Here is an 18,802-nt window from a genome sequence, read left to right on the forward strand (position 1 = left end):
CTCAAATGCAACTCGATATGAACCTGCTGGTGGCGCTCGACGCCTTGCTCGACGAAGGCAGCGTCGGCGGCGCGGCGGCGCGCATGCATGTCAGTTCGCCGGCGATGAGCCGGACGCTCGACCGCATCCGACACATGACGGGCGACCCGATCCTGGTGCGCGCCGGCCGTGCGATGACGCCCACGCCGTATGCGGAATCGGTTCGCGAAGAGGTGCACGCGATCGTGGCGCGCGCGCAGGCGGTGCTGGCGCAGCAACGCCATTTCGACGTGTCGAAACTGACGCGCAGCTTCGTGATCCAGTGTCACGACGCGCTCGCCTGCACGTTGGGCCCGGCGCTGCTGGCGCGCCTGCGCGAGGCCGCGCCGCACGCCAGCCTGCGCGTGCTGGCCGAGGCGTCGACCGATGCGCCGGAATGGCGGCAAGGGCAGATCGATCTGCACATCGGCGCAGCGATTCCCGCTCAGGCGGAGATTCACCACGAAGTGCTCGGCCACGACACGATGGTCGTCGCGATGCGGGCCGGGCATCCGTTGGCGGGTGGCCGGCTCACCGCACGCCGTTACGCGAGTGCGGAGCACATCATCGTGTCGCGTCGCGGGCGGCTGCGCGATCCGGTGGACGATGTGCTGGCCGCGCAGGCGCTGGCGCGCCGGGTGGTGGCGTCGGCGCCCACGGCAGCGGCTGCGCTGTGCATGGTCGGCGCGTCGGACTTGCTGGTGGTGGTGCCGACGCACGGCTGCGCCGCGCTGGCGGGCTCGCTCGGGCTGGTGACGCGGCCGATGCCGGTGCCCGTGTCGGCCTTGCCGGTGGTGGCGTCATGGCATGGGCGATACGAGGGAGACCGGGCGCATGCGTGGTTGCGCGAGAGGGTGGCGGCGGTGACGGGGGAGATGTTGCGGGGATGACGCGCGCCCGCTTTTACCGGGCTGGTTTTGGATGCGGCGTCAACGCGGCGGCTTGCGCAACGGGTCCAGCAAGCTCTTCAAGCCGTTATGGTCGATCTCCTGCATCAACGCGAGCAGCCGGCCGATTTCGCCCGGCGGAAACCCTTCGCGGGCGAACCAGTTCAGATAATGCCCGGGCAGGTCGGCGAGAATCCGGCCTTTGAATTTGCCGAAGGGCATGGTCAGGGTGACGAGGCGTTCGAGGTCGGGCGTTTGCATGGGACGTATTGTGCATGGATTTCCGGTGTGGCGCGGTTGCGGCAGCGCGCATTGCTTGCGTTGAATACGTTTCCGGCAAGCCGTTTCGATGAAATCGACAGCGCAACACCCATCGTCGATAATCTCGCCGCGTAAAATGCCATTCACCCCGATAACCTCGACGAGCCGCCCTCCATGTCAATCCAGCGAGCCTTGTTTCTCACGGCGATGTTTTTGTTTTCCGGTATTGCCGAAGCGCAGCAAGTCGGCGTGGTGGATGGCGGCGTGTATTACTCCGTCAATCCGGTATTGCCGAAGGGCACGCGCGTTCAAGTCCTGAGCGATGACGGCCGAGGCGTCATCCAGTGCTGCGGCGAAATTTCCGGCCCGGCCAAACAGGCGAATCGCCAGGTGCTCGACAGCCTGCGCGACCGCCCGGTCACGGCCTATGCGCTGACGCCGGGCGGCGCGTTGTCGGCCGACAGCGCCGGCTTCGGCATTGCCGGCAACGTGAAGATGATCAGGCAGGGCGCGCATCCGCAAGGCATTCTGGAAGACGGCTCGCACCTGAATTTCTCGATTTGCGCTTCGTCGGAGGGCATGCATTATCTGGGGCGTCGCGCCGGCGACAATAAATTGCTCGTGCATCTGTACGAATATTTCGACGGCGATCTGGAGTCGAATTGCAAGGACAGCGAATTGAAATGAGCCGGAACGGCCGCCAACATTCGATTATCGACATCAAGATGAAGCTGCTTTCCCGCGCGTTCGTCGCAGTCCTGAGTGTTGCCACGATCGTTGTCGCAACCGCCGGCGCTCCGGCCTGGTCCTCCGAAACCGCATTCCCGCGCTTCGCCCAGAAGGAAGGCCGGCTCGACGCCAACGACACGCCGCTTTCGGGCGTGACACTTTGCGTGCTGCCCGACAAAAACCCGTGCTTCGAAATGCCGTCCAGCCCGATCCCGGGCGACGCGAAGGATCGCTATCAATTCGCGCTCAACCCGCGATCGGAGCGTTTGCCGCTGGCCGGTGGCGGCTCGTGGGTGTTTTTCTCGGGCATGTTCTCGGGCGGCGGCAGCGGCATGCTCGAACGCGTGGCCGTGCTGCGCCACGCGGCCGATGGCAGGATCGAGAACCTGATGCCCGAGGTGACGGCCACCGATATCGCCGACCGCGCGATGTGGAACGTGCCCGAGGTTTCGCCGTATCCGGTGTTCATCCGCGCCGATTTCATCTGGGGCGACGGCGAGGATCACTTCGGTCAGCATGTGTTCGGCGTCGACGGCTGGACGTTTGATCCGGGCGTTCATCAGTACCGGAAAGTGTTTTCGTATCGCACCGTGCGGCGCTACGCGCGCGGCGACCAGGACGATCATGTCTTGAAGGCCGAGCGTGAGGAGATCCTGCGGCGGTTGAAGGCGGGGCGTTGATTCGGGCTGCACATGGACGGGCCGTGGCGTCAGCCGGCGTCGGTCAGGCACTTCAATTGGCATCAAACGATGCTATTAATGGTGCCTTGAGAAAAAGGAGGTTTCTGTGCGTACCACCATTACGCTTGACGACGACTTGGTCGCCAAGGCCCAGGCCTATACGGGCGTGGAAGAAAAATCCGCGCTCGTGCGTGAAGCACTGAAGGCCTTGATCCAGCGTGAGGCCGCAAAGCGGCTCGCAAATCTTGGAGGAAGCCAACCGGGTATCAAGAGCGCACCGCGTCGGCGGCTGGACGACAAATGATCCTCGGCGACACGTCGGTCTGGATCGATCACATCAATGCGACCGATCCCATGCTGGTTGAGCTGCTCGCCGAGGAGCGCGTGTTGATTCACCCCTATGTGGTCGGGGAAATTGCACTCGGCAGTTTGCGTAACCGCGAAGTCGTGCTTGGTGCGCTACGGGATTTGCCGACTGCGCCCGTTGCCACTCCGGATGAAACGTTCTACCTGATCGAGCGTGAAGGTTTGTTCAATCGCGGAATCGGATATGTGGACACGTCGTTATTGGCCTCGGCGCGTCTGAAACCTGGTGTCGTCATCTGGACGCGTGACAAACGCTTGAGGAAAGTGGCTGACGAACTTAACCTCGGCGCAGTGCTGAGGCACTAGCTGGCGGGAAACGCCGGCGGTCCGCTTCGCTTCAGCACCGGTGGCCCACGGACTGGTCAGAAGCGACTGATAGGTATGGAATAAGACGTTGATATTGGCCGTTTTCGATAGGCGGGTGCTCGTGCCGCTCTCGTTGGAAAGCCTCATCGGGTCTACTTCGAATCGCACGGCCAGGGCGATCTCGAAGGCGTATTCCACAACCCCGCGCAGGCGTGGAATCACGATTTTTACTGGAAATCGCTGAGCTCGACAAAGTGGGATCTGATCGTAGATGCCCCGGTGTTTCGCTGTCGATCACGGTAAGCGGTGCCAATATCCCGGCAGCGGGCAAATGCGGCTGTATGGTGGTGATGGCCAGCCGCTTGTCGACTTCGATCGATCATGATCACGGCGGCCGCTATCAGTGCCGGCGCGATGACCATCGCGCCGGGCACCAGAATGCTTACCGTAAGCGCTCGCTATTTACTATGTTCGATTGCGATTATGTCGAGCGCTGCTGGCCGTTCTTTCACAATCCGGGTTAGAGCTGCGCCGGGATCGTGATACTGCTCGGACAGGACAGGGTCGGGCCGCTGTCGGTGATCGACACCACCCGGCCGTTCGAGCCGATCGAGGTGGTCAGGCTGCTTTTGCTGCCCAGTTGCAATTCTCCGTTTGTCACCGAGAAGGCGCTGCCGCCGCTGATCTGGCTATTGGTGATGCGGATTCCCGTGTCGCCCGTTGCCGGTTGGCCCATCAGGCTGTTCGAGAGCCCGACGATGGCGCCTTGCTGCTTGGTGGCGGTGGCGATCACGTTGTCGATATTGACGTTGGCGATGATCGGCAGGTTGCCGCCGGTGCCCGATGCGTAGGCGTAGGTGAACAGGAACGGCTGCTGGACGTTGCGCATGCAGGTGTTCCGATAGGTGATGCCGGTGGTTGCGCCGCTGTCCTTGACAGTCTGGTCGGTCTTGATCCGGTAGCCGAAGTCGGTACCGCTGAACTGCACCGTGTCGATCGTCACCTGCGAGACGCCAGGGTTGGCCAGCGTGGTGCCGGCCGCTTCCTGGCCGCCGATCGAGATGCCATGACCGCCGCCGACCACGCAATGGCCGATGGTGACGTTCGAGGTGGCCGCACTGCCCGCGTTGGACTTGATAGCGATGTCGTCGTCGCCAGTGTCCAGCACGCAGTTGCGGACAGCCGCGGTTTGGGTGCCGATGATGTCGATCGCGTCGGTATTCGGCGCGAGATCGTTGCCGCTGGCATTGCGATTCGGGTTTGCGTAGATCCACACGCCGTCGATCGTGACGTTTTTGGAACCGGACTCGATCACCAACTGTTCCTTCGGCGAATTGCGAATGATCAGCGCATTGTCGGTGGCATTGGACGAACTCGGAAAAGCGACGATCGATTGCGATTTTCCGGCATCGGTGAAGTTCGAGCCGATTTGCAGGGTCGAGCCGGTGATCGCGATCAGCTTCGGTCGGTCCGTGTTGTTTTGGCCGACCGCCGCTGGCCAGTAGTCCTGACCATCGCCATCGATCGCGCCGGTGCCGGTAATGGTCAAATTGCTCAGATTGCTTCCGGTAAGCATCGCGCCGCTGGCGGGCTGCGAGGGCGAGCCTTTCAATGTGAAACCCTTCTCCAGCTTCAACACGATGTTGCTGGCCAGGTTCACGCTGGTGATGACTGCTGTCGAGATGCCGTTGTTGCTGGTCAGGTCGACCAGGCCCGGGCTGCTGCTGGTACCGCTGGCGGCGCACTGCTTGATTGCATTCTGAAGGTTGGTGGTATTGCTGCTGGCCGAACTGCTCCACTGGGGCGTGCAGGTCTCGGCCTTGGCCGATGCCTGCACGGTGAGCGCGGCGAAGGTAGACAGCGCCAGTGCCGCGCGCATGCTGATATTCCTTTTCATCGTTTTTCCTTGTCTTTGAATGGCGGAGGAAATCAAGCTCGACACGCACGCGCAAGCAGGCGGCCAATGAATCGCTGCCAACGGTGGGTCGAACCTCTGCCAGGATTCCCTTCGAACCCTGGGTACTGCCCGGTGACACCGACTTGTGCGGATCATGCGGATCAGCGAGGTCGGTGATCGTGTTGTCGTGGAGCCGGCCCTCGATCGTGATGTTCTATGAGGGGATGCCGTTGACGTTTCGCGCCCGATCGGGCCCAGCGCACTCGCGTCGGTATCGGCGCTGGTCTGGGCGACCCTGGAGCAGGGCTGCACGCCAAAGGCCCCGACCTGAAAGCCGACGGCAGGGGCGGAAGGACGGTGCGATGCCATTCAATGAGGCGATGTGATGAATGGCCCAATCGTTAGGCATCCAGATCGAGCCTGCTGTCATTGCGGCGCTGTCGGGGGACGTGGCGCAGGCGCCAGCGACTCCCGGCGTATCGGTGCCTTCGCCTCCGAAGGCGCCGAGTAGCGTGCTGCCCATCGGAGCCCCGTCATAGCCAAGGAATTCTCGCTTCATGATCCTGAATATTTTGAGCGGATCCGATTCGCCGGATGGCGTTTGGAAGTCGTGGGTGGTCACTGCTGTCTCCGGCATATGTGGTGATCTTGTCGATGGGAGGCAATGGCGAGATGATATCTAATGTCATACGATGACACGATGATAGGATGATGGAAAAATAAAGCAAGGCCCGTATCTACCCTATGAAAAGCGGTTTGTAATATCGAAATAAGCCCTGTATTTAAGCGTTTTATTCAGATTTCTTGGATCGAGACAGAGTTTGATTGCGCGGCGACAGGGTACTGAGCCAGCTTCGGTATTGAGTTTTAATATGTGATGTCAGATGTCTTGCGAGGTGCTTGAGTCACATGGAACGGTACGATTTTCGGCTCGTACGTTCCGCCTGACGACATCGGCATCCGAAAACGGGAGAGGACTAAAGATTCGCGGCTCGTCTGCCGAGCGAGCCAAAGCGTTCCGGCAGGAATGCCTGAAGGCAGGTACGCGCGTCTGGCTCGCGGCCGGCGTGCCAGATATGCGCTGCGTGCTGCCGATTTGTGGGCTAAAGAATAATCAGATAATTCCTTGCCTCGTATCAGGGCGCCGCATTGGGTTTTTAGTTCATTGTTTCGATGTTTTGGTGCTTGCCAGAATGTCGTTCCAACTCAATGAAGGAGAAAGTCGGCATGCCCATTCCCGCGTACATGTGGCTGAAAGATGATGGCGGTGCGGACATAAAAGGCTTTGACCTCCTTCCGAAAAACCGTAGCGGCTAAAACTGGAGATTTCTGGCAAATTTGAAGCCCTGACGGGCGGGAGGTTTGCATGAAGAAATCGAGGTGCACGGAAGAGCAGATTGCCTTCGCGTTGAAGCAGGCCGAACTGGGCACCACGGTCACGGAGGTGTGCCGGAAGATGGGCATTTCGGAGGCCACCTTCTACGACTGGAAAAAGAAGTATGGTGGCCTTGGCGTGTCCGAGCTACGGCGCCTGAAGCAACTGGAAGAGGAAAATGCCCGAGTCAAGCGCATGGTGGCGGACCTCAGCCTGGACAAGCAGATGCTGCAGGAGGTGGTGCAAAAAAAGCTATGAAGCCGGCGCGCAAACGCGCGCTGGCTGACTTCTTGATCCAGGCCTATCACGTGAGCATCCGGCGAGCGACGGCCGTATTGCAGTTGCGTCAGGCCACGTATTTTTATCAGCCTCATCCACGTGACGACCGCGCCGAACGCCAGCGCATCCGGGACATTGCCGAAACCCGGATTCGATATGGTGTAGAGCGCATCCACGTCTTGTTGCGACGAGAAGGCTGGCTAATCAATCACAAGAAGACGTATCGGATCTACTGCGAGGAAAAGCTGAATTTGCGGCGCAAGCGGCCGCGCCGGCGCGTGGCCGCCGCGCACCGCATGGAGCGGCCGGAAATCTCTACCGTCAACACGTGCTGGAGCATGGGCTTCGTGGCCGATCAGCTGTTCAACGGGCAGAAAATCTGCGCCTTAACTGTGGTCGATAATTTTAGTCGGGAGAGCGTGGCGATCACGGTCGATTACGCCTTGAAGGCAGCCGATGTCGTCGCTACGATGAACCATCTGAAATCGCGCCCTGGCAAACCCACGGATAATGCGTTTATCGAGTCGTTCAACGGCAGCTTGCGGGACGAATATTTGAACGTGCATGGGTTCTTGTCACTGGACGATGCCTGGGAAAAGATCGAGCACTGGCGGCAGGATTACAACGAATTCAGACCGCACAGTTCGCTGGGCGATCTGACGCCGTGCGAGTTCCGGCTCGCACGCCTTGAAGCCGGAAACCTCCCAGTCTAGGCGCTCGGCTGGTCGGGGGGAGGTCAGAGCGAATGCCGAGTCAGGCGGTGTTCGACACGCTTGATCAAACTGCTCACTGATAACGGAAAATGCGTGAACTAAAGAATTACAACGCTTGGAGCGACGACGGGTCGGTGTTCGTACTGCGCTGACCGGCTCTGTTTAGCGCACGTAGTGGTGTGTGGTGCGCGCACTGCAAGACAAGAACGGGGCTCCACGATAGGAACATTGCGCTAATCGGACGCTGAATGGCGACAGAACTGAAAACAGACTTGTGGTATCGGTACATGCTGTATCGCCGCGACGAGCGATACATGGCCTTCAAGTCCGACGACGAACGATGCAGCGCGGCTGACGCGGGCAAGACGTTCACCGCGTCGGCCTACGCAGACGTCTGGGCGAAAGATACCGAACTAGTGCAGCGCGTGCGTCGATTTTTGAGCGAAAACTTTCACTGGCACGACCGCCTGGCGAAGTCCGGCGCTGACCTCGACGTCGTGCAGACGCTGCACGAAATGGTGTGCGGCGGCAGCATTGTGGTTATTCCAGAACAGCCGCGCTACAGCGGAGGGTGCGTCGGCATCAGCGCGTCAAAGCCTGCCCCCAGAAGACGTTTCACATGCAGGTGATGGAATGTATGGGGTTGTCTGCCGAGGCCGCATGGGACTACATCGACGAGTACAACTCGATGGTGCAGCGGCTGGATGCGTCCGAAGCCGCACGCAAGGTGATTGCGTCGGCGTCCAGTGTGCGCGATATAACGAACAGCACGATGCCGCTGTACGATGCGTCGCCTTTCGAGTACGCCGAAGATGCCGTGAGTGGGGACACCTTCGATCTCGCCAAGACACCGAACGAAGGCGAGCCGGGATCGTGGTACACGAATCCCGGCAGCGGGCAAATGCGGCTGTATGGTGGCGATGGCCAGCCGCTCGTCGACTTCGATTTCGATCATGATCACGGGCAAGGGGTTCCGCATGCGCACAACTGGGCAATCAACCCTCTCAGTGGAAAGCTGAGGCGCGGTGCGGGTTTCCCGATGTCAATCCTGCCTTGATTTGAGGAAATACATATGAACACAATCAGCTATGCCGACGTTAGGAGTATCCATGACGTTCCCAGTTTCCACGATGCAGAAATAACATGCATCGAACACCACTCGGAAAACCGGGAGTTGGTGGTGAGCTTCAAGCGCGTGAACGGTGAGACCGGGTTTTTTCGATTCACTGGTGTTATCGCTCAACGCATTGTCGACTTCAGCGAGCAGAATGTCGTATCACGACTCCTCATGTCGCCGAGATATCCATTCTCGTCTGAAGAAGTACGCACGTGGGTACGGTGGGTGAACAGCCGCGAGGATGCCAGGGCTAAACCGGTTGATGGAGAACGGGCAGATCAGTATGTGCACGACTTCGTGACGGGCCGGCGGGCACTGTTCGTCTTGGAGCCATCATGCGGCGCTGAAATGGCTGTGCTTTGCGAGTCGATCTGGTTGAAGTCGTAGTGTCCGTAAAACCAGTGGATCGAGGTTCGATCAAGATCCTTAGCTATAAGACGCCAGAAGAAGCGATGGAACTGACCGATGCCGGATTGACTATGCGTTGCACCTGATTCCGGAGACTTCCCTGTTCAAGCTCGCGTTATTCATCGGCTTGTTTCTTCTTTCAGTCCGATACCCTATGCGTGGACAGAAACCCAGGGGCATGCATGGTTGTACACGTCCCAGGGCCTGGGTATTCGCGACCCAGACGATTTATATTTCGTGATACGGGTGACGATTGAATTGATCGTGGCCGTGCTTGCCTGTTTGGCAATCGTGAAGCTATGGCGCAGGTCTCGAACGCATTGGCCGAATCGAACCTCGGATAGATAAGCATTCAATCGATGGGCGAACGTCGTGCCCTTCATGATTCTTTCACCCGCCTTTCGCGCCTCTTCCTCGCCGAATCCGCCGCCCCCCATCTGCGCAGAATTGTCCTGCTCCAGAGCAATTCCCTCCCATCCGAGCGGGGCGGGCACGTCTATCGTTGAACCCGGCCCGGCAGCTTCGGCACCGCCGTAAACACCCCAGGCCGGACTCAGTCATTCGTCATCCTGTTGTTATCGGATCGACAGCTCACACGGATAAAAAATGTCTATATCGAGACTCCGCGGCCTTGCGCTCGGCGTGTTGCTCGCCGGCGCGGGCGTCCTCAACACGGCCCACGCCGCCAACGCAGCCACACCTCCCACCCCCGAACAGGCCGGCGATTTCGTCGCGCACGATTTCACGTTCTCCGACGGCACCGTCCTGCCGGACGTGCGGATTCACTACGTGACGATCGGCACGCCGCACCGTGACGCCTCCGGCCGCATCGACAACGCCGTGTTGCTGATGCACGGCACCACGGCCACCAGCCAGGAATTCCTGACGCCGCTGATGCGCCGTGAACTGTACGCGCCGGGCCAGCCGCTCGACGCGCGCCGCTATTTTGTAGTGATTCCCGACGGCCTGGGCCGTGGCGGCTCCAGCAAGCCGAGCGACGGCATGGGCGCGGCGTTCCCGCACTACGGCTATGCCGACGTGGTGGAAGCCAACCACCGGATGCTGGTGGAGGGCCTGCACGTGACGCATCTGCGCCTGGTGCTCGGCGTGTCGATGGGCGGCATGCAGACCTGGATGTGGGGCGAGCGCTATCCCGAGATGGCCGACGCGCTGATGCCGGTGGTCAGCCAGCCGATCCCGATCGCCGGGCGCAACTGGCTGTGGCGGCAGATGATGATCGGCGCGATCCGCAACGATCCGGGCTGGCAGGACGGCGCCTACAAGACGGAGCCGACGCAATGGCTGCGCATGATGCCGATCTTCGCGCTGATGACGGTGAACCCGGCGCGCATGCAGGAGGAAGCGCCCGACCGGCAGGCCGCCACGGCGCTCTACGACACGCAGGTCGAGCGCGCGAGGAAGAGCGACGCGAACGACGTGCTGTACTGGTTCGAATCGTCGCGCGATTACAACCCCACGCCCGATCTCGGCAAGATCCGCGCGCGCCTGCTGGCCGTGAATTTCGACGACGACCTGCTGAACGCCACCGATCTCGGCGTCATGCAGCGCTACGTGCATCTCGTGCCGCACGGCAGTTATGTCGAAGTGCCGGAATCGAGCCATTCCTACGGACACCTGACGCAAACGCATCCGGAAGCCTGGAAATCCTATGTGGCCAAACTGCTGGCCGATTGAAACGCGCGTTTCGATTAATCCGATTCAACAAGGTGGAATCATGAAAACAATGCAGAAATGGATCGCCGGGGCGATGTTGGCGGCAGTTTCGTCGGTTTGCCTGGCGCAAACCACGGGCGTGACGCGCACCGAGGTATTGAAAGGCGACGTGTCGGTGCCGGGGCGCGAAGCGGTGATTTCGCACGTCACGATCGTGCCGGGCGGCAAGCTCGGCTGGCATACCCACCCGGGCGACGAGATCAGCTATGTGGAGGCGGGCGTGCTGACGCTGCTCGTCGACGGCAAGCCGACCGAGCAGGTGCCGGCCGGCAAGGGCTTCATCGTCGAGACCGGTCACGTGCACAGCGCGAGAAACGATGGCGCCACGCCGGTCGAACTCGTGACCGTGCATGTGGTGACCAAGGGCCAGCCGCTGGCCACGCCGGCCGCGCCGCCGGCGCAGTAAACCATCCGCCGCGGGCGGCTCCGAGTTGGGTTTTCACCCGCCCGGGCCGCCCCGGCACCTGCCGCCCGCGCACCTGCCGGGCGGCAGCGTTCCGTTCCCCCGATGTGCCGCGCCGCAACAGCGCGAACGAGATTAATTCAAGCCGCCGGGAAATTTCACTTGCTGTGTTTATAATCGTCCGTTCCGCCGATCGATATGATGCCGGGTGGGCGGGGTACGGCGGGTTCAATGCACGACCGAAGTCGATATGAATTGAAGATTTTGTAAGGTTAGATCATGTCCGATTGGCCCAATACGCCGGTCCCATTCATGGACGGCATTGCCATCTGTGTGGCCACGATCGGACGCGATATGCACCGCGCGCTCGTCGTGACGGCTGCCAATCACCATTTTTTCGAAATGATGGGCGTGACGGGCGAGGACATGCCCGCCTTTCCGATTTCGCTCGATGTGCTGGCGGCGGATTTCGCGCTGCGCGATTTTCGCGAGCAGTTGGTGGTGTGCTTCGACGCCGGCGAATCGCCACAGATCGCATGGAGCTACGATTTCCGCGCCGATACCGAGGTGTGGCGCCTGTCGCTCGAGCCGGTGCGGCATCTGCAGGGCGGCAAGGCGATCGTGCGTGAAGTGATGGTGACGGGTTTCGACGTCGCCACCAAATTGCCGCCCAATCAGGAACCCGATATCAATGCCGCGCGTTATCGCGCCGTGGTCAATTCCGCCTACGACGCGATCGTGACGATCGATCACGACCGCAATATCACGTTGTTCAATCGCGCGGCGGAAAACATGTTCGGTTATTCGGCCGCCGAGATAATCGGCCGGCCCATCGAAACCTTATTGCCCGAAAAATATCGGGCCGATCACCCGCAGCGCGTGCAGCGATTCGCCGACAGTTATCAGCCGGCAGTGCGCCACAATACGCCGCCGCGGATGGACGGCAGCAATAGCGTATTCGGCCAGCATCGCAATGGTTCGATTATTCCGGTGGAAATCGCGCTGTCGCGAATCGACGTGCATGGCGCGACCGAATTTACCGCTGTGGTGCGCGACATTACCGATCGTGCGCTGCAAATGGAATTGCTGAAACAACAGGCCACCACCGATGCGCTGACGGGCCTGCCGAACCGGCGCGGCTTCATGGAATTCGTGGAGAGCGTGCTGGACAGCGAAGACGCGTTGTCGGTGTTCATTCTCGACATCGATTTCTTCAAGGACATCAACGACAGCCACGGCCACGATGCCGGCGACGAAGTGTTGCGCGTGCTGGCGCAGGTCGGCGCATCGATGACGCACGAGCCGAACGTGTTCGCGCGCTGGGGCGGCGAGGAGTTCGTGGCGGCGCTGCCCGGCGCCGACGCCGATCGCGCACACCGCGTGGCCGACGCACTGCGCCAATGCTTCGAGCGCCAGGATTTCGAGCATCCGTGGCGGCTCCAGCCGATTCCGTTTACGGTCAGCATCGGCGTGGTGGCGCGCGAGGCGGGCGAGGACGACGTGGAAGCGCTGATGCGCCGCGCCGATCGCGCGCTGTACCGCGCGAAGCAATCGGGCCGCAATCGCGTCGAGATGGCGTGATGCGGCGCTGTTCTGTTGCGTTGATTGCTTGAGCCATTGTGCTTCGATGATGGAAATCATCGAAGTGTGTAATCCCTGCGTCACAAAAACATATGCGATTTGAAAAAACATCATGCATGTTGCGGGTGATGCATCTGTTTGTCATGTGGTCAATGCTTATTTTTAAAGCCGCCATGCACGCCATGTCGTGAGATTGATTTGGGTTTGTCTTATCATTGTCGGCTCGCGCTCAATTTCTTGTGAAATGGAATTTGGATGCGGGAATTGTACTGGATCTGATGATGAATGTAATTCGCATCGAAAATTGGATGCTGACTAAAACATTATTGACGAACGGTGATGCAATGACAAGCAAACAAGAGGTTTCCAAGGTTGACGGTCGGGCGCTCGCGACCAGTGACGCACAACTCAGCGATTTGCCGGTGACGCCACAGGATTTCGGCGCGAAGGGTGACGGCGTTACGATCGACACGGCGGCCCTTTCGGCGTGGCTTGCCGCTATTTCCATCACGAAATCCGGATATATTCCGGCTGGAACGTATCTGTTCGACCAGCCATTGCAGAAATCGGGCGATGGCATCACCATTCGTGGCGACGGCTACGCATCCATTCTGAAGTATGTCGGTGCATCGACAACCGTCGATATCATCGTTTTCGGCGACGGCAGCAATAATCAAAGCAACTGGACGCTGGAAGGTTTTCGAGTCACGTCCGGAACGACCATGACGCAAGGCTATGCCCTGCGAATGAAGCGTTTTTCCGATTCGTTCGTCGAAAAGGTGATCGCCGATGGCATGGACGGCGGCCGAACGTTATGGAGCGGGTACTTTTTCGATGGTTGTCATGAGGTTTGGGTGAACGGCTTTGGCGCTACTTGCCAGTGGGACGGGATGGCGGTCAGCGGCAACGACAACGCGTCCAACGCCGATCTGTACCTGTCGAACGGCTATCTTAATTTTTGTGGAACGGCGGGACTTCGGTGCGGCGGAGGTTTTGGCGGATTGTTCATCGGGGATAACGTAGAAATACTCGGCAATATATATGCTGGCCTGCTTGTTGACAATTCCATAAATAATCTTTCGAATCGAGAGTTCATCATTTCCGATGGTGCGACTTTCGACGGGCTTCAAAGCAATACGCAGTACGACATTCTTGTTGATTCTCCTGATTCCGATTCGGGGCAAATCAGTATCGATTGTTTCATGGGGTCGGCGAAAGAAAATGCGATATATGTAAAGAGCTGGGCAAACGGCGGCGTATCGATCGGAAGTCCTCAGATTTTTAATTGCCTGGGCGATGGAATTCGAGTCGACGATCCGACGATCGTCATGACGATCAGCGACAATACGATCATTCGAAGCAATCAAGGCTACGGCATCAATGCCACAGTCGCGCTGAATACGGAAATTCATGGCAGTCCGTATGTCAGCGGTAATAACCTGGGCGATTGGTCGGCCTTGACATACCGTGCGCCGATCCAACTCCCGGTGCAGGCAGGTTGGACGTCGAGCGCAATCGTCAACAAGAAATCGAAGCGCTGTATTGTTAACGGCAGTATCAGTCAAGCTGCTGGCGCCGTTTCATATGGGGTTGTGGTGGCGAATATTCCTCAAGGCTATATTCCAGCATTCTCCACCTCGCTCGTCATTGTCTATTCAGGGGGAAATGATGGTGACGGTATTGCGCCGGGGCGAGTCAATCTGGATGGTACGGTTCAAGTTCTCAAGGCATTGACAAGCGTGGTGAATCTGGCGTTTATCGGTGCGTGGGATATTAATTAACGGCAAGCGGAAATGGGCCGCGCATTTCTAATGCGCGGCCCCGCCCGCCTACTTGCCGCCCGTCACATCGAGAAACGTCCCGGTAATGAACGACGCCTCGCTGCCCGCGAGCCACAGGATCGCGCGCGCCACTTCCTCGGCCTGACCGCCGCGTCCCATCGGGATCGACTCCCTGACGCGATCCACGCGCCCCGGCTCCCCGCCGCTGGCGTGCATCTCTGTGTAGATATGCCCCGGCCGCACGCAGTTCACGCGAATGCCGTCGCGCGCCACTTCCTTGGCAAACCCCGTGGTGAACGTTTCGAGCGCGCCCTTCGAGGCGGCGTAATCGACGTATTCGTTGGGGCTGCCTAGACGCGCCGACGCCGACGACACGTTGATCACCGCGCCGCCCCGGCCGCCGTGGCGCTGCGACATGCGCCGGATCGCATGCTGCGCGCACAGCATCGGGCCGATCGCGTTGACGGCGAAGATCCGCTGCATGCGCTCGAAGCCCAACTCCACCAGCGGCGATTGCCGCGCGATGATCGCGGCGTTGTTGACCAGCACGTCGAGGCGGCCGAACGTGCGGTCGATCGCGGCGAACAGGCCGTCCACCTGGGCCGGGTCGGCGCTGTCCGCGCGCACGGCCAGCGCGCGGCGGCCGTGCGCCTGCACGTCGGCGGCCACGGCCTGCGCGGCGGCCTCGTTGGCGACGTAGCTGATCGCCACGTCGTAACCGCGTTCGGCCGCGAGCCGCGCGGTGGCGGCGCCCACGCCGCGGCTGCCGCCGGTGATCAGGATCAGCGGAGCGGGGGAAGGGATGGTCATCGAGCGAATCTCCTGGTCGTGTTGCAGTGCGGTGCGCTCAGTCTAGGTGCGCGCGCAAGCCGCCACAACGGACCGGAATTCGTCTCAGCAGTGAGAAAAAGTCACGCGCTGCGAGGTGCTGCCGGCGTGGATGCGGAAAACCCCTAGGCGCGATTTAGCCACGTATTACCAGCCGGCATGCCACGCTCGTTACGCTGGCGGCACTAGAAGACAGCATCCCCACGAGAGCAGGCATGACCATGATCCGAGTTCTTCGCACGCAGTCCTCAGCTTCTTTCCGCATGACCCGTGGTTCCTCGCGCCTGCTGACGCTGGCCGTGCTGGCCGGCGCCTGCCTCGGCGGCGCGGGCCTCGCGCAGGCGGCCGGCGATCCCGCGCAGGGCCGCGCCAAATTCACCGCGTGCGTGGCCTGCCACGGCGCGAACGGCAACACCACCACCTCGCCCGGGTTCCCGAAGATCGGCGGTCAGAACGCCGCCTACGTGGCCGCCGCGCTGCACGCGTACAAGGCCGGCCAGCGCACCGGCGGCACGGCGCAGATGATGCAGCCGATGGCGCAGAGCCTGTCCGATCAGGACATCGACAACCTCGCCGCCTATATCGCCACGCTCGGGCCGAAGTGAGGCCCGCCGCTCACCCCTCGATCGAGACGAAGGAGATCGCCCGATGGCCAAACTGATTCACACGATGGTGCGCGTGCACGACCTCGACCGCTCGCTCGCGTTCTACGACGCGGCGTTCGGCCTGAAGCCGTCGCACCGGCTCGATTTCGACGATTTCTCGCTGGTCTACCTGCGCAACGCCGAAGCCGAGACGGAACTCGAACTGACCTGGAACAAGGGCCGCGAGCCGGCCTATACCCACGGCGACGGCTACGGCCACGTCGCGTTCGTGGTGGACGACGCGGCGGCGGACCGCGCGCGCCTGGTCGGGCTCGGCCTGCAGCCGAAGGACGTCAAGGAGTTTCGCGACGGCGGCGGCGAGCTGATCGCGCGCTTCTTCTTCATCGAGGATCCGGACGGCTACAAGATCGAGGTGCTCGAACGGCACGGGCATTACCGCTAGGCGAAGGCCGGCAAGCATCGGCATATAACAACGCAAGGCAGCAAGCGAAGCAACCCAGGCAGCAAGCGTGATGACGGCAGTACCACAACAACAAGCGCAACAAGCGAACCCGAGCGCATCACGTTCCCGCAATCAAGGAGACGAACATGGAAGGCAAAACCATCGGCATTGTCCGCGAGAGGCAGGCCGAAGCGGACGGCCCGCGGCGCATCGCGCTGACGCGCCGCGAGTGGCTCAAGGGAACCGGCGTGCTGATCGGCACGCTGGCGCTGTCGTCGTCGCTGGCGGCGTTCGCGCCGAGCCGCGTCTGGGCGGTCGAGCTGCAAGGGCTCGATTCGCACACGGGCGCGGTGCTGCTCGCACTGGTCAAGCAGATCTATCCGCACGCCACGCTCGACGATGCCGTCTACGCGCTGGTGGTCAAGGATCTCGACGCCAAGGCGCGCAAGGATGCGGCGACCCGCACGCAACTCGCGGCCGGCGCGCGCCAGCTCGACGCGAAGTCGGCCGGCGGCGACTGGGCTCACGAGGATGCCGCCGCGCAGGCGAAGGACACCGCCGCGATCACCGGCACGCCGTTCTTCGAGACGGTGCGCAGCACGGCCGTGGTCTCGCTGTACAGCAACGGGCTGGCCTACCGGCACTTCGGCTATGGCGCCGCGCAAGGCGACGGCGGTTATTTGTTCCAGGGCTTCGACGACCTGAGCTGGCTGCCCGACCCGGCGCCGCAGGACAGCGGCCCGGTTCCGGCAGCCTGACCCTGGGAGACCTCACATGGCAACGCAACAGACGCAGCAATCGACACAACAGCAGGCGAGCAAGCGCTTTTCGCACAACGACGGCAGCGTGGTGGTGGTGATCGGCTCGGGCGCGGGCGGCGGCACGCTCGCCAACGAATTGGCGCAGAAGGGCATCGACGTGGTGGTGCTGGAGGCGGGCGGCCTGAACACCCAGGCCGATTTCAAGACCGAGGAATGGGAGGCGTTCAAGCTGCTGTCGTGGCTCGATCCGCGCACCACGTCCGGGTCGTGGCGCGTAGCGCGCGATTTCCCGCAGCTGCCCGCCTGGATCTGCAAGACGGTGGGCGGCACCACCACCCATTGGGCCGGCGCGAGCCTGCGCATCAAGGCGCACGAATTCGCGGCGCGCACCCATTACGGCGCGATCGAGGGCGCGTCGCTGCTCGACTGGCCGGTCACGCGCGAGGAACTCGATCCGTATTACGACCGCGCCGAGAAGAAGCTGGGCGTGACGCGTACCAACGGCCTGCCGGGCCTGCCCGGCAACAACAACTTCAAGGTGATGCACGCGGGCGCGACCAAGCTCGGCTACCGCGAATGCAATACCGGCCACATGGCGATCAACAGCACCAACCGCGACGGCCGCAGCCACTGCTATCAGCGCGGTTTCTGCTTCCAGGGCTGCCGGTTCGGCGCGAAGTGGTCCACGCTTTACACCGAGATTCCGCAGGCGCAGGCCACCGGCCACATGGAATTGCGCACGCAAGCGCACGTGGCGCGCATCGAGCACGATGCGCGCGGCAAGGCCACCGCCGTGCTCTATTACGACGCCAAGGGCAAGCTGCAGCGGCAGAAGGCGCGCGTGGTGGCGGTGGCCGGCAATTCGATCGAGACGCCGCGGCTGCTGCTGGCGTCCGCCTCGAACCGCTTCCGCGACGGGCTGGCCAATTCGTCGGGGCAGGTGGGGCGCAACTACATGCGCCACACCACCGGCTCGGTGTATGCCGTGTTCGACCAGAAGGTGGACATGTACAAGGGCACCACCATGGCCGGCATCATCGAGGACGAGGCGCGGCTCGACACCGGGCGCGGCTTCGCGGGCGGCTATCACATGGAGACGATCGCGCTGGGCTTGCCGTTCTACGCCGCGTTCTTCAACCCGGGCGCCTGGGGCGGCGATTTCACGAAGGCGATGGACGCCTATCCGTACACCGCCGGCATGTGGATCGTCGGCGAAGACATGCCGCGCGCCTCGAACCGCATCACGCTGAACCACGACGTGAAGGACGCCTACGGCCTGCCGGTGGCGAACGTGCATTTCGACGACCACCCGAACGACGAGGCGATGCGCGAGCACGGTTTCAAGCAGGGCACGGCGGTGTACGAGGCCGCCGGTGCGAAGACGGTGTATCGTGTCCCGCCATATCCTTCCACGCACAATCTCGGCACCGCGCGGATGAGCGCGCGCGCGGAGGATGGCGTCTGCAACGGCTACGGCCAGACCCACGACATCGCGAACCTGTTCATCTCGGATGGCAGCCAGTTCACCACCGGCGCGGCCGAGAACCCGACGCTGACGATCGTCACGCTGGCGATCCGTCAGGCCGACTACATCGCCGGGCGCATGAACCGGCGCGAGCTGTGAGCCGCGC

General features: G+C 61.5%; 21 protein-coding genes. 18 read left to right on the forward strand and 3 right to left on the reverse strand.

Features of this window, described 5'->3' with window-relative positions; translation table 11 throughout:
* The first annotated feature begins 5 nt into the window (after window positions 1-5).
* A complete protein-coding gene (locus AB4850_RS06365; RefSeq protein WP_414441757.1) occupies window positions 6-908 on the forward strand; it encodes a LysR family transcriptional regulator in 903 nt (300 codons plus the stop codon).
* Window positions 909-947: 39 nt separating this feature from the next.
* Here the strand turns inward: AB4850_RS06365 and AB4850_RS06370 are convergent, their stop codons facing one another.
* Window positions 948-1,166: a DUF3820 family protein gene (locus AB4850_RS06370; RefSeq protein ID WP_414441758.1), complete on the reverse strand. Its 219-nt coding sequence runs from the start codon at window positions 1,164-1,166 to the stop codon at window positions 948-950.
* Between the two features lie 174 nt (window positions 1,167-1,340).
* Between AB4850_RS06370 and AB4850_RS06375 the strand changes: the two genes are divergently transcribed.
* The 5 genes from AB4850_RS06375 to AB4850_RS06395 all read left to right on the forward strand — a co-directional run bounded on the left by AB4850_RS06375 (window position 1,341) and on the right by AB4850_RS06395 (window position 3,771).
* On the forward strand, window positions 1,341-1,853 hold the full coding sequence (locus AB4850_RS06375) for a hypothetical protein (RefSeq protein ID WP_414441759.1): 513 nt from the start codon (window positions 1,341-1,343) through the stop codon (window positions 1,851-1,853).
* 38 nt (window positions 1,854-1,891) lie between these two features.
* On the forward strand, window positions 1,892-2,575 hold the full coding sequence (locus AB4850_RS06380) for a hypothetical protein (protein ID WP_414441760.1): 684 nt from the start codon (window positions 1,892-1,894) through the stop codon (window positions 2,573-2,575).
* 106 nt (window positions 2,576-2,681) lie between these two features.
* Entirely contained in the window at window positions 2,682-2,879 is a 198-nt protein-coding gene (locus AB4850_RS06385) for a type II toxin-antitoxin system VapB family antitoxin (RefSeq protein ID WP_414441761.1), read from the forward strand.
* Window positions 2,876-3,247 (forward strand): type II toxin-antitoxin system VapC family toxin, encoded by a 372-nt coding sequence (locus tag AB4850_RS06390; protein ID WP_414441762.1) that lies wholly within the window; start codon window positions 2,876-2,878, stop codon window positions 3,245-3,247. The genes AB4850_RS06385 and AB4850_RS06390 overlap by 4 nt, the downstream gene beginning before the upstream one ends.
* Before the next feature lie 212 nt (window positions 3,248-3,459).
* A complete protein-coding gene (locus AB4850_RS06395) occupies window positions 3,460-3,771 on the forward strand; it encodes a hypothetical protein (protein WP_414441763.1) in 312 nt (103 codons plus the stop codon).
* On the opposite strand, the gene AB4850_RS06400 is transcribed toward AB4850_RS06395, so the two are convergent.
* The gene (locus AB4850_RS06400) at window positions 3,768-5,144 is read right to left on the reverse strand and encodes a glycoside hydrolase family 28 protein (RefSeq protein WP_414441764.1); all 1,377 of its coding nucleotides are present in this window, start codon (window positions 5,142-5,144) and stop codon (window positions 3,768-3,770) included. The genes AB4850_RS06395 and AB4850_RS06400 overlap by 4 nt on opposite strands.
* A gap of 1,366 nt (window positions 5,145-6,510) precedes the next feature.
* Between AB4850_RS06400 and AB4850_RS06405 the strand changes: the two genes are divergently transcribed.
* The 8 genes from AB4850_RS06405 (at window position 6,511) to AB4850_RS06440 (ending at window position 14,535) form a co-directional block, all read left to right on the forward strand.
* Window positions 6,511-7,511 (forward strand): IS3 family transposase gene (locus AB4850_RS06405; protein ID WP_414441765.1). Its coding sequence is split into 2 segments (ribosomal slippage): window positions 6,511-6,772 and window positions 6,772-7,511, totalling 1,002 coding nucleotides; the frame shifts between segments, so codons are not numbered across the junction.
* 248 nt (window positions 7,512-7,759) lie between these two features.
* Window positions 7,760-8,140 carry a hypothetical protein gene (locus AB4850_RS06410; protein WP_414441766.1) on the forward strand — a complete coding sequence of 127 codons (381 nt, stop codon included), beginning with the start codon at window positions 7,760-7,762 and terminating at the stop codon, window positions 8,138-8,140.
* Window positions 8,131-8,568 (forward strand): hypothetical protein, encoded by a 438-nt coding sequence (locus AB4850_RS06415; RefSeq protein ID WP_414441767.1) that lies wholly within the window; start codon window positions 8,131-8,133, stop codon window positions 8,566-8,568. Before AB4850_RS06410 ends, AB4850_RS06415 begins: the two co-directional genes overlap by 10 nt.
* Window positions 8,569-8,583: 15 nt before the next feature.
* On the forward strand, window positions 8,584-9,015 hold the full coding sequence (locus tag AB4850_RS06420) for a hypothetical protein (protein ID WP_414441768.1): 432 nt from the start codon (window positions 8,584-8,586) through the stop codon (window positions 9,013-9,015).
* Between the two features lie 627 nt (window positions 9,016-9,642).
* A complete protein-coding gene (locus tag AB4850_RS06425; protein WP_414441769.1) occupies window positions 9,643-10,731 on the forward strand; it encodes an alpha/beta fold hydrolase in 1,089 nt (362 codons plus the stop codon).
* Window positions 10,732-10,771: 40 nt separating this feature from the next.
* Window positions 10,772-11,176 carry a cupin domain-containing protein gene (locus AB4850_RS06430; protein ID WP_414441770.1) on the forward strand — a complete coding sequence of 135 codons (405 nt, stop codon included), beginning with the start codon at window positions 10,772-10,774 and terminating at the stop codon, window positions 11,174-11,176.
* Between the two features lie 276 nt (window positions 11,177-11,452).
* Window positions 11,453-12,754, forward strand: a complete 1,302-nt coding sequence (locus AB4850_RS06435; protein WP_414441771.1) for a GGDEF domain-containing protein — start codon at window positions 11,453-11,455, stop codon at window positions 12,752-12,754.
* Window positions 12,755-12,993: 239 nt separating this feature from the next.
* On the forward strand, window positions 12,994-14,535 hold the full coding sequence (locus AB4850_RS06440; RefSeq protein WP_414441772.1) for a glycosyl hydrolase family 28-related protein: 1,542 nt from the start codon (window positions 12,994-12,996) through the stop codon (window positions 14,533-14,535).
* A gap of 48 nt (window positions 14,536-14,583) precedes the next feature.
* Here the strand turns inward: AB4850_RS06440 and AB4850_RS06445 are convergent, their stop codons facing one another.
* Window positions 14,584-15,345, reverse strand: a complete 762-nt coding sequence (locus AB4850_RS06445; RefSeq protein WP_414441773.1) for an SDR family oxidoreductase — start codon at window positions 15,343-15,345, stop codon at window positions 14,584-14,586.
* A gap of 281 nt (window positions 15,346-15,626) precedes the next feature.
* On the opposite strand from AB4850_RS06445, the gene AB4850_RS06450 reads away from it, so the two are divergent.
* The 4 genes from AB4850_RS06450 to AB4850_RS06465 all read left to right on the forward strand — a co-directional run bounded on the left by AB4850_RS06450 (window position 15,627) and on the right by AB4850_RS06465 (window position 18,795).
* The gene (locus AB4850_RS06450; RefSeq protein WP_414441774.1) at window positions 15,627-15,968 is read left to right on the forward strand and encodes a c-type cytochrome; all 342 of its coding nucleotides are present in this window, start codon (window positions 15,627-15,629) and stop codon (window positions 15,966-15,968) included.
* Window positions 15,969-16,011: 43 nt separating this feature from the next.
* Window positions 16,012-16,410 carry a VOC family protein gene (locus AB4850_RS06455; RefSeq protein WP_414441775.1) on the forward strand — a complete coding sequence of 133 codons (399 nt, stop codon included), beginning with the start codon at window positions 16,012-16,014 and terminating at the stop codon, window positions 16,408-16,410.
* Between the two features lie 146 nt (window positions 16,411-16,556).
* Window positions 16,557-17,168 (forward strand): tat (twin-arginine translocation) pathway signal sequence, encoded by a 612-nt coding sequence (locus AB4850_RS06460; RefSeq protein WP_414441776.1) that lies wholly within the window; start codon window positions 16,557-16,559, stop codon window positions 17,166-17,168.
* A gap of 16 nt (window positions 17,169-17,184) precedes the next feature.
* Window positions 17,185-18,795, forward strand: coding sequence for a GMC family oxidoreductase (locus AB4850_RS06465; protein ID WP_414441777.1), 1,611 nt, complete (start codon window positions 17,185-17,187; stop codon window positions 18,793-18,795).
* Window positions 18,796-18,802 lie beyond the last annotated feature (7 nt).

Source organism: Burkholderia sp. 22PA0106 (assembly GCF_047497155.1).
Lineage (GTDB): Bacteria > Pseudomonadota > Gammaproteobacteria > Burkholderiales > Burkholderiaceae > Burkholderia.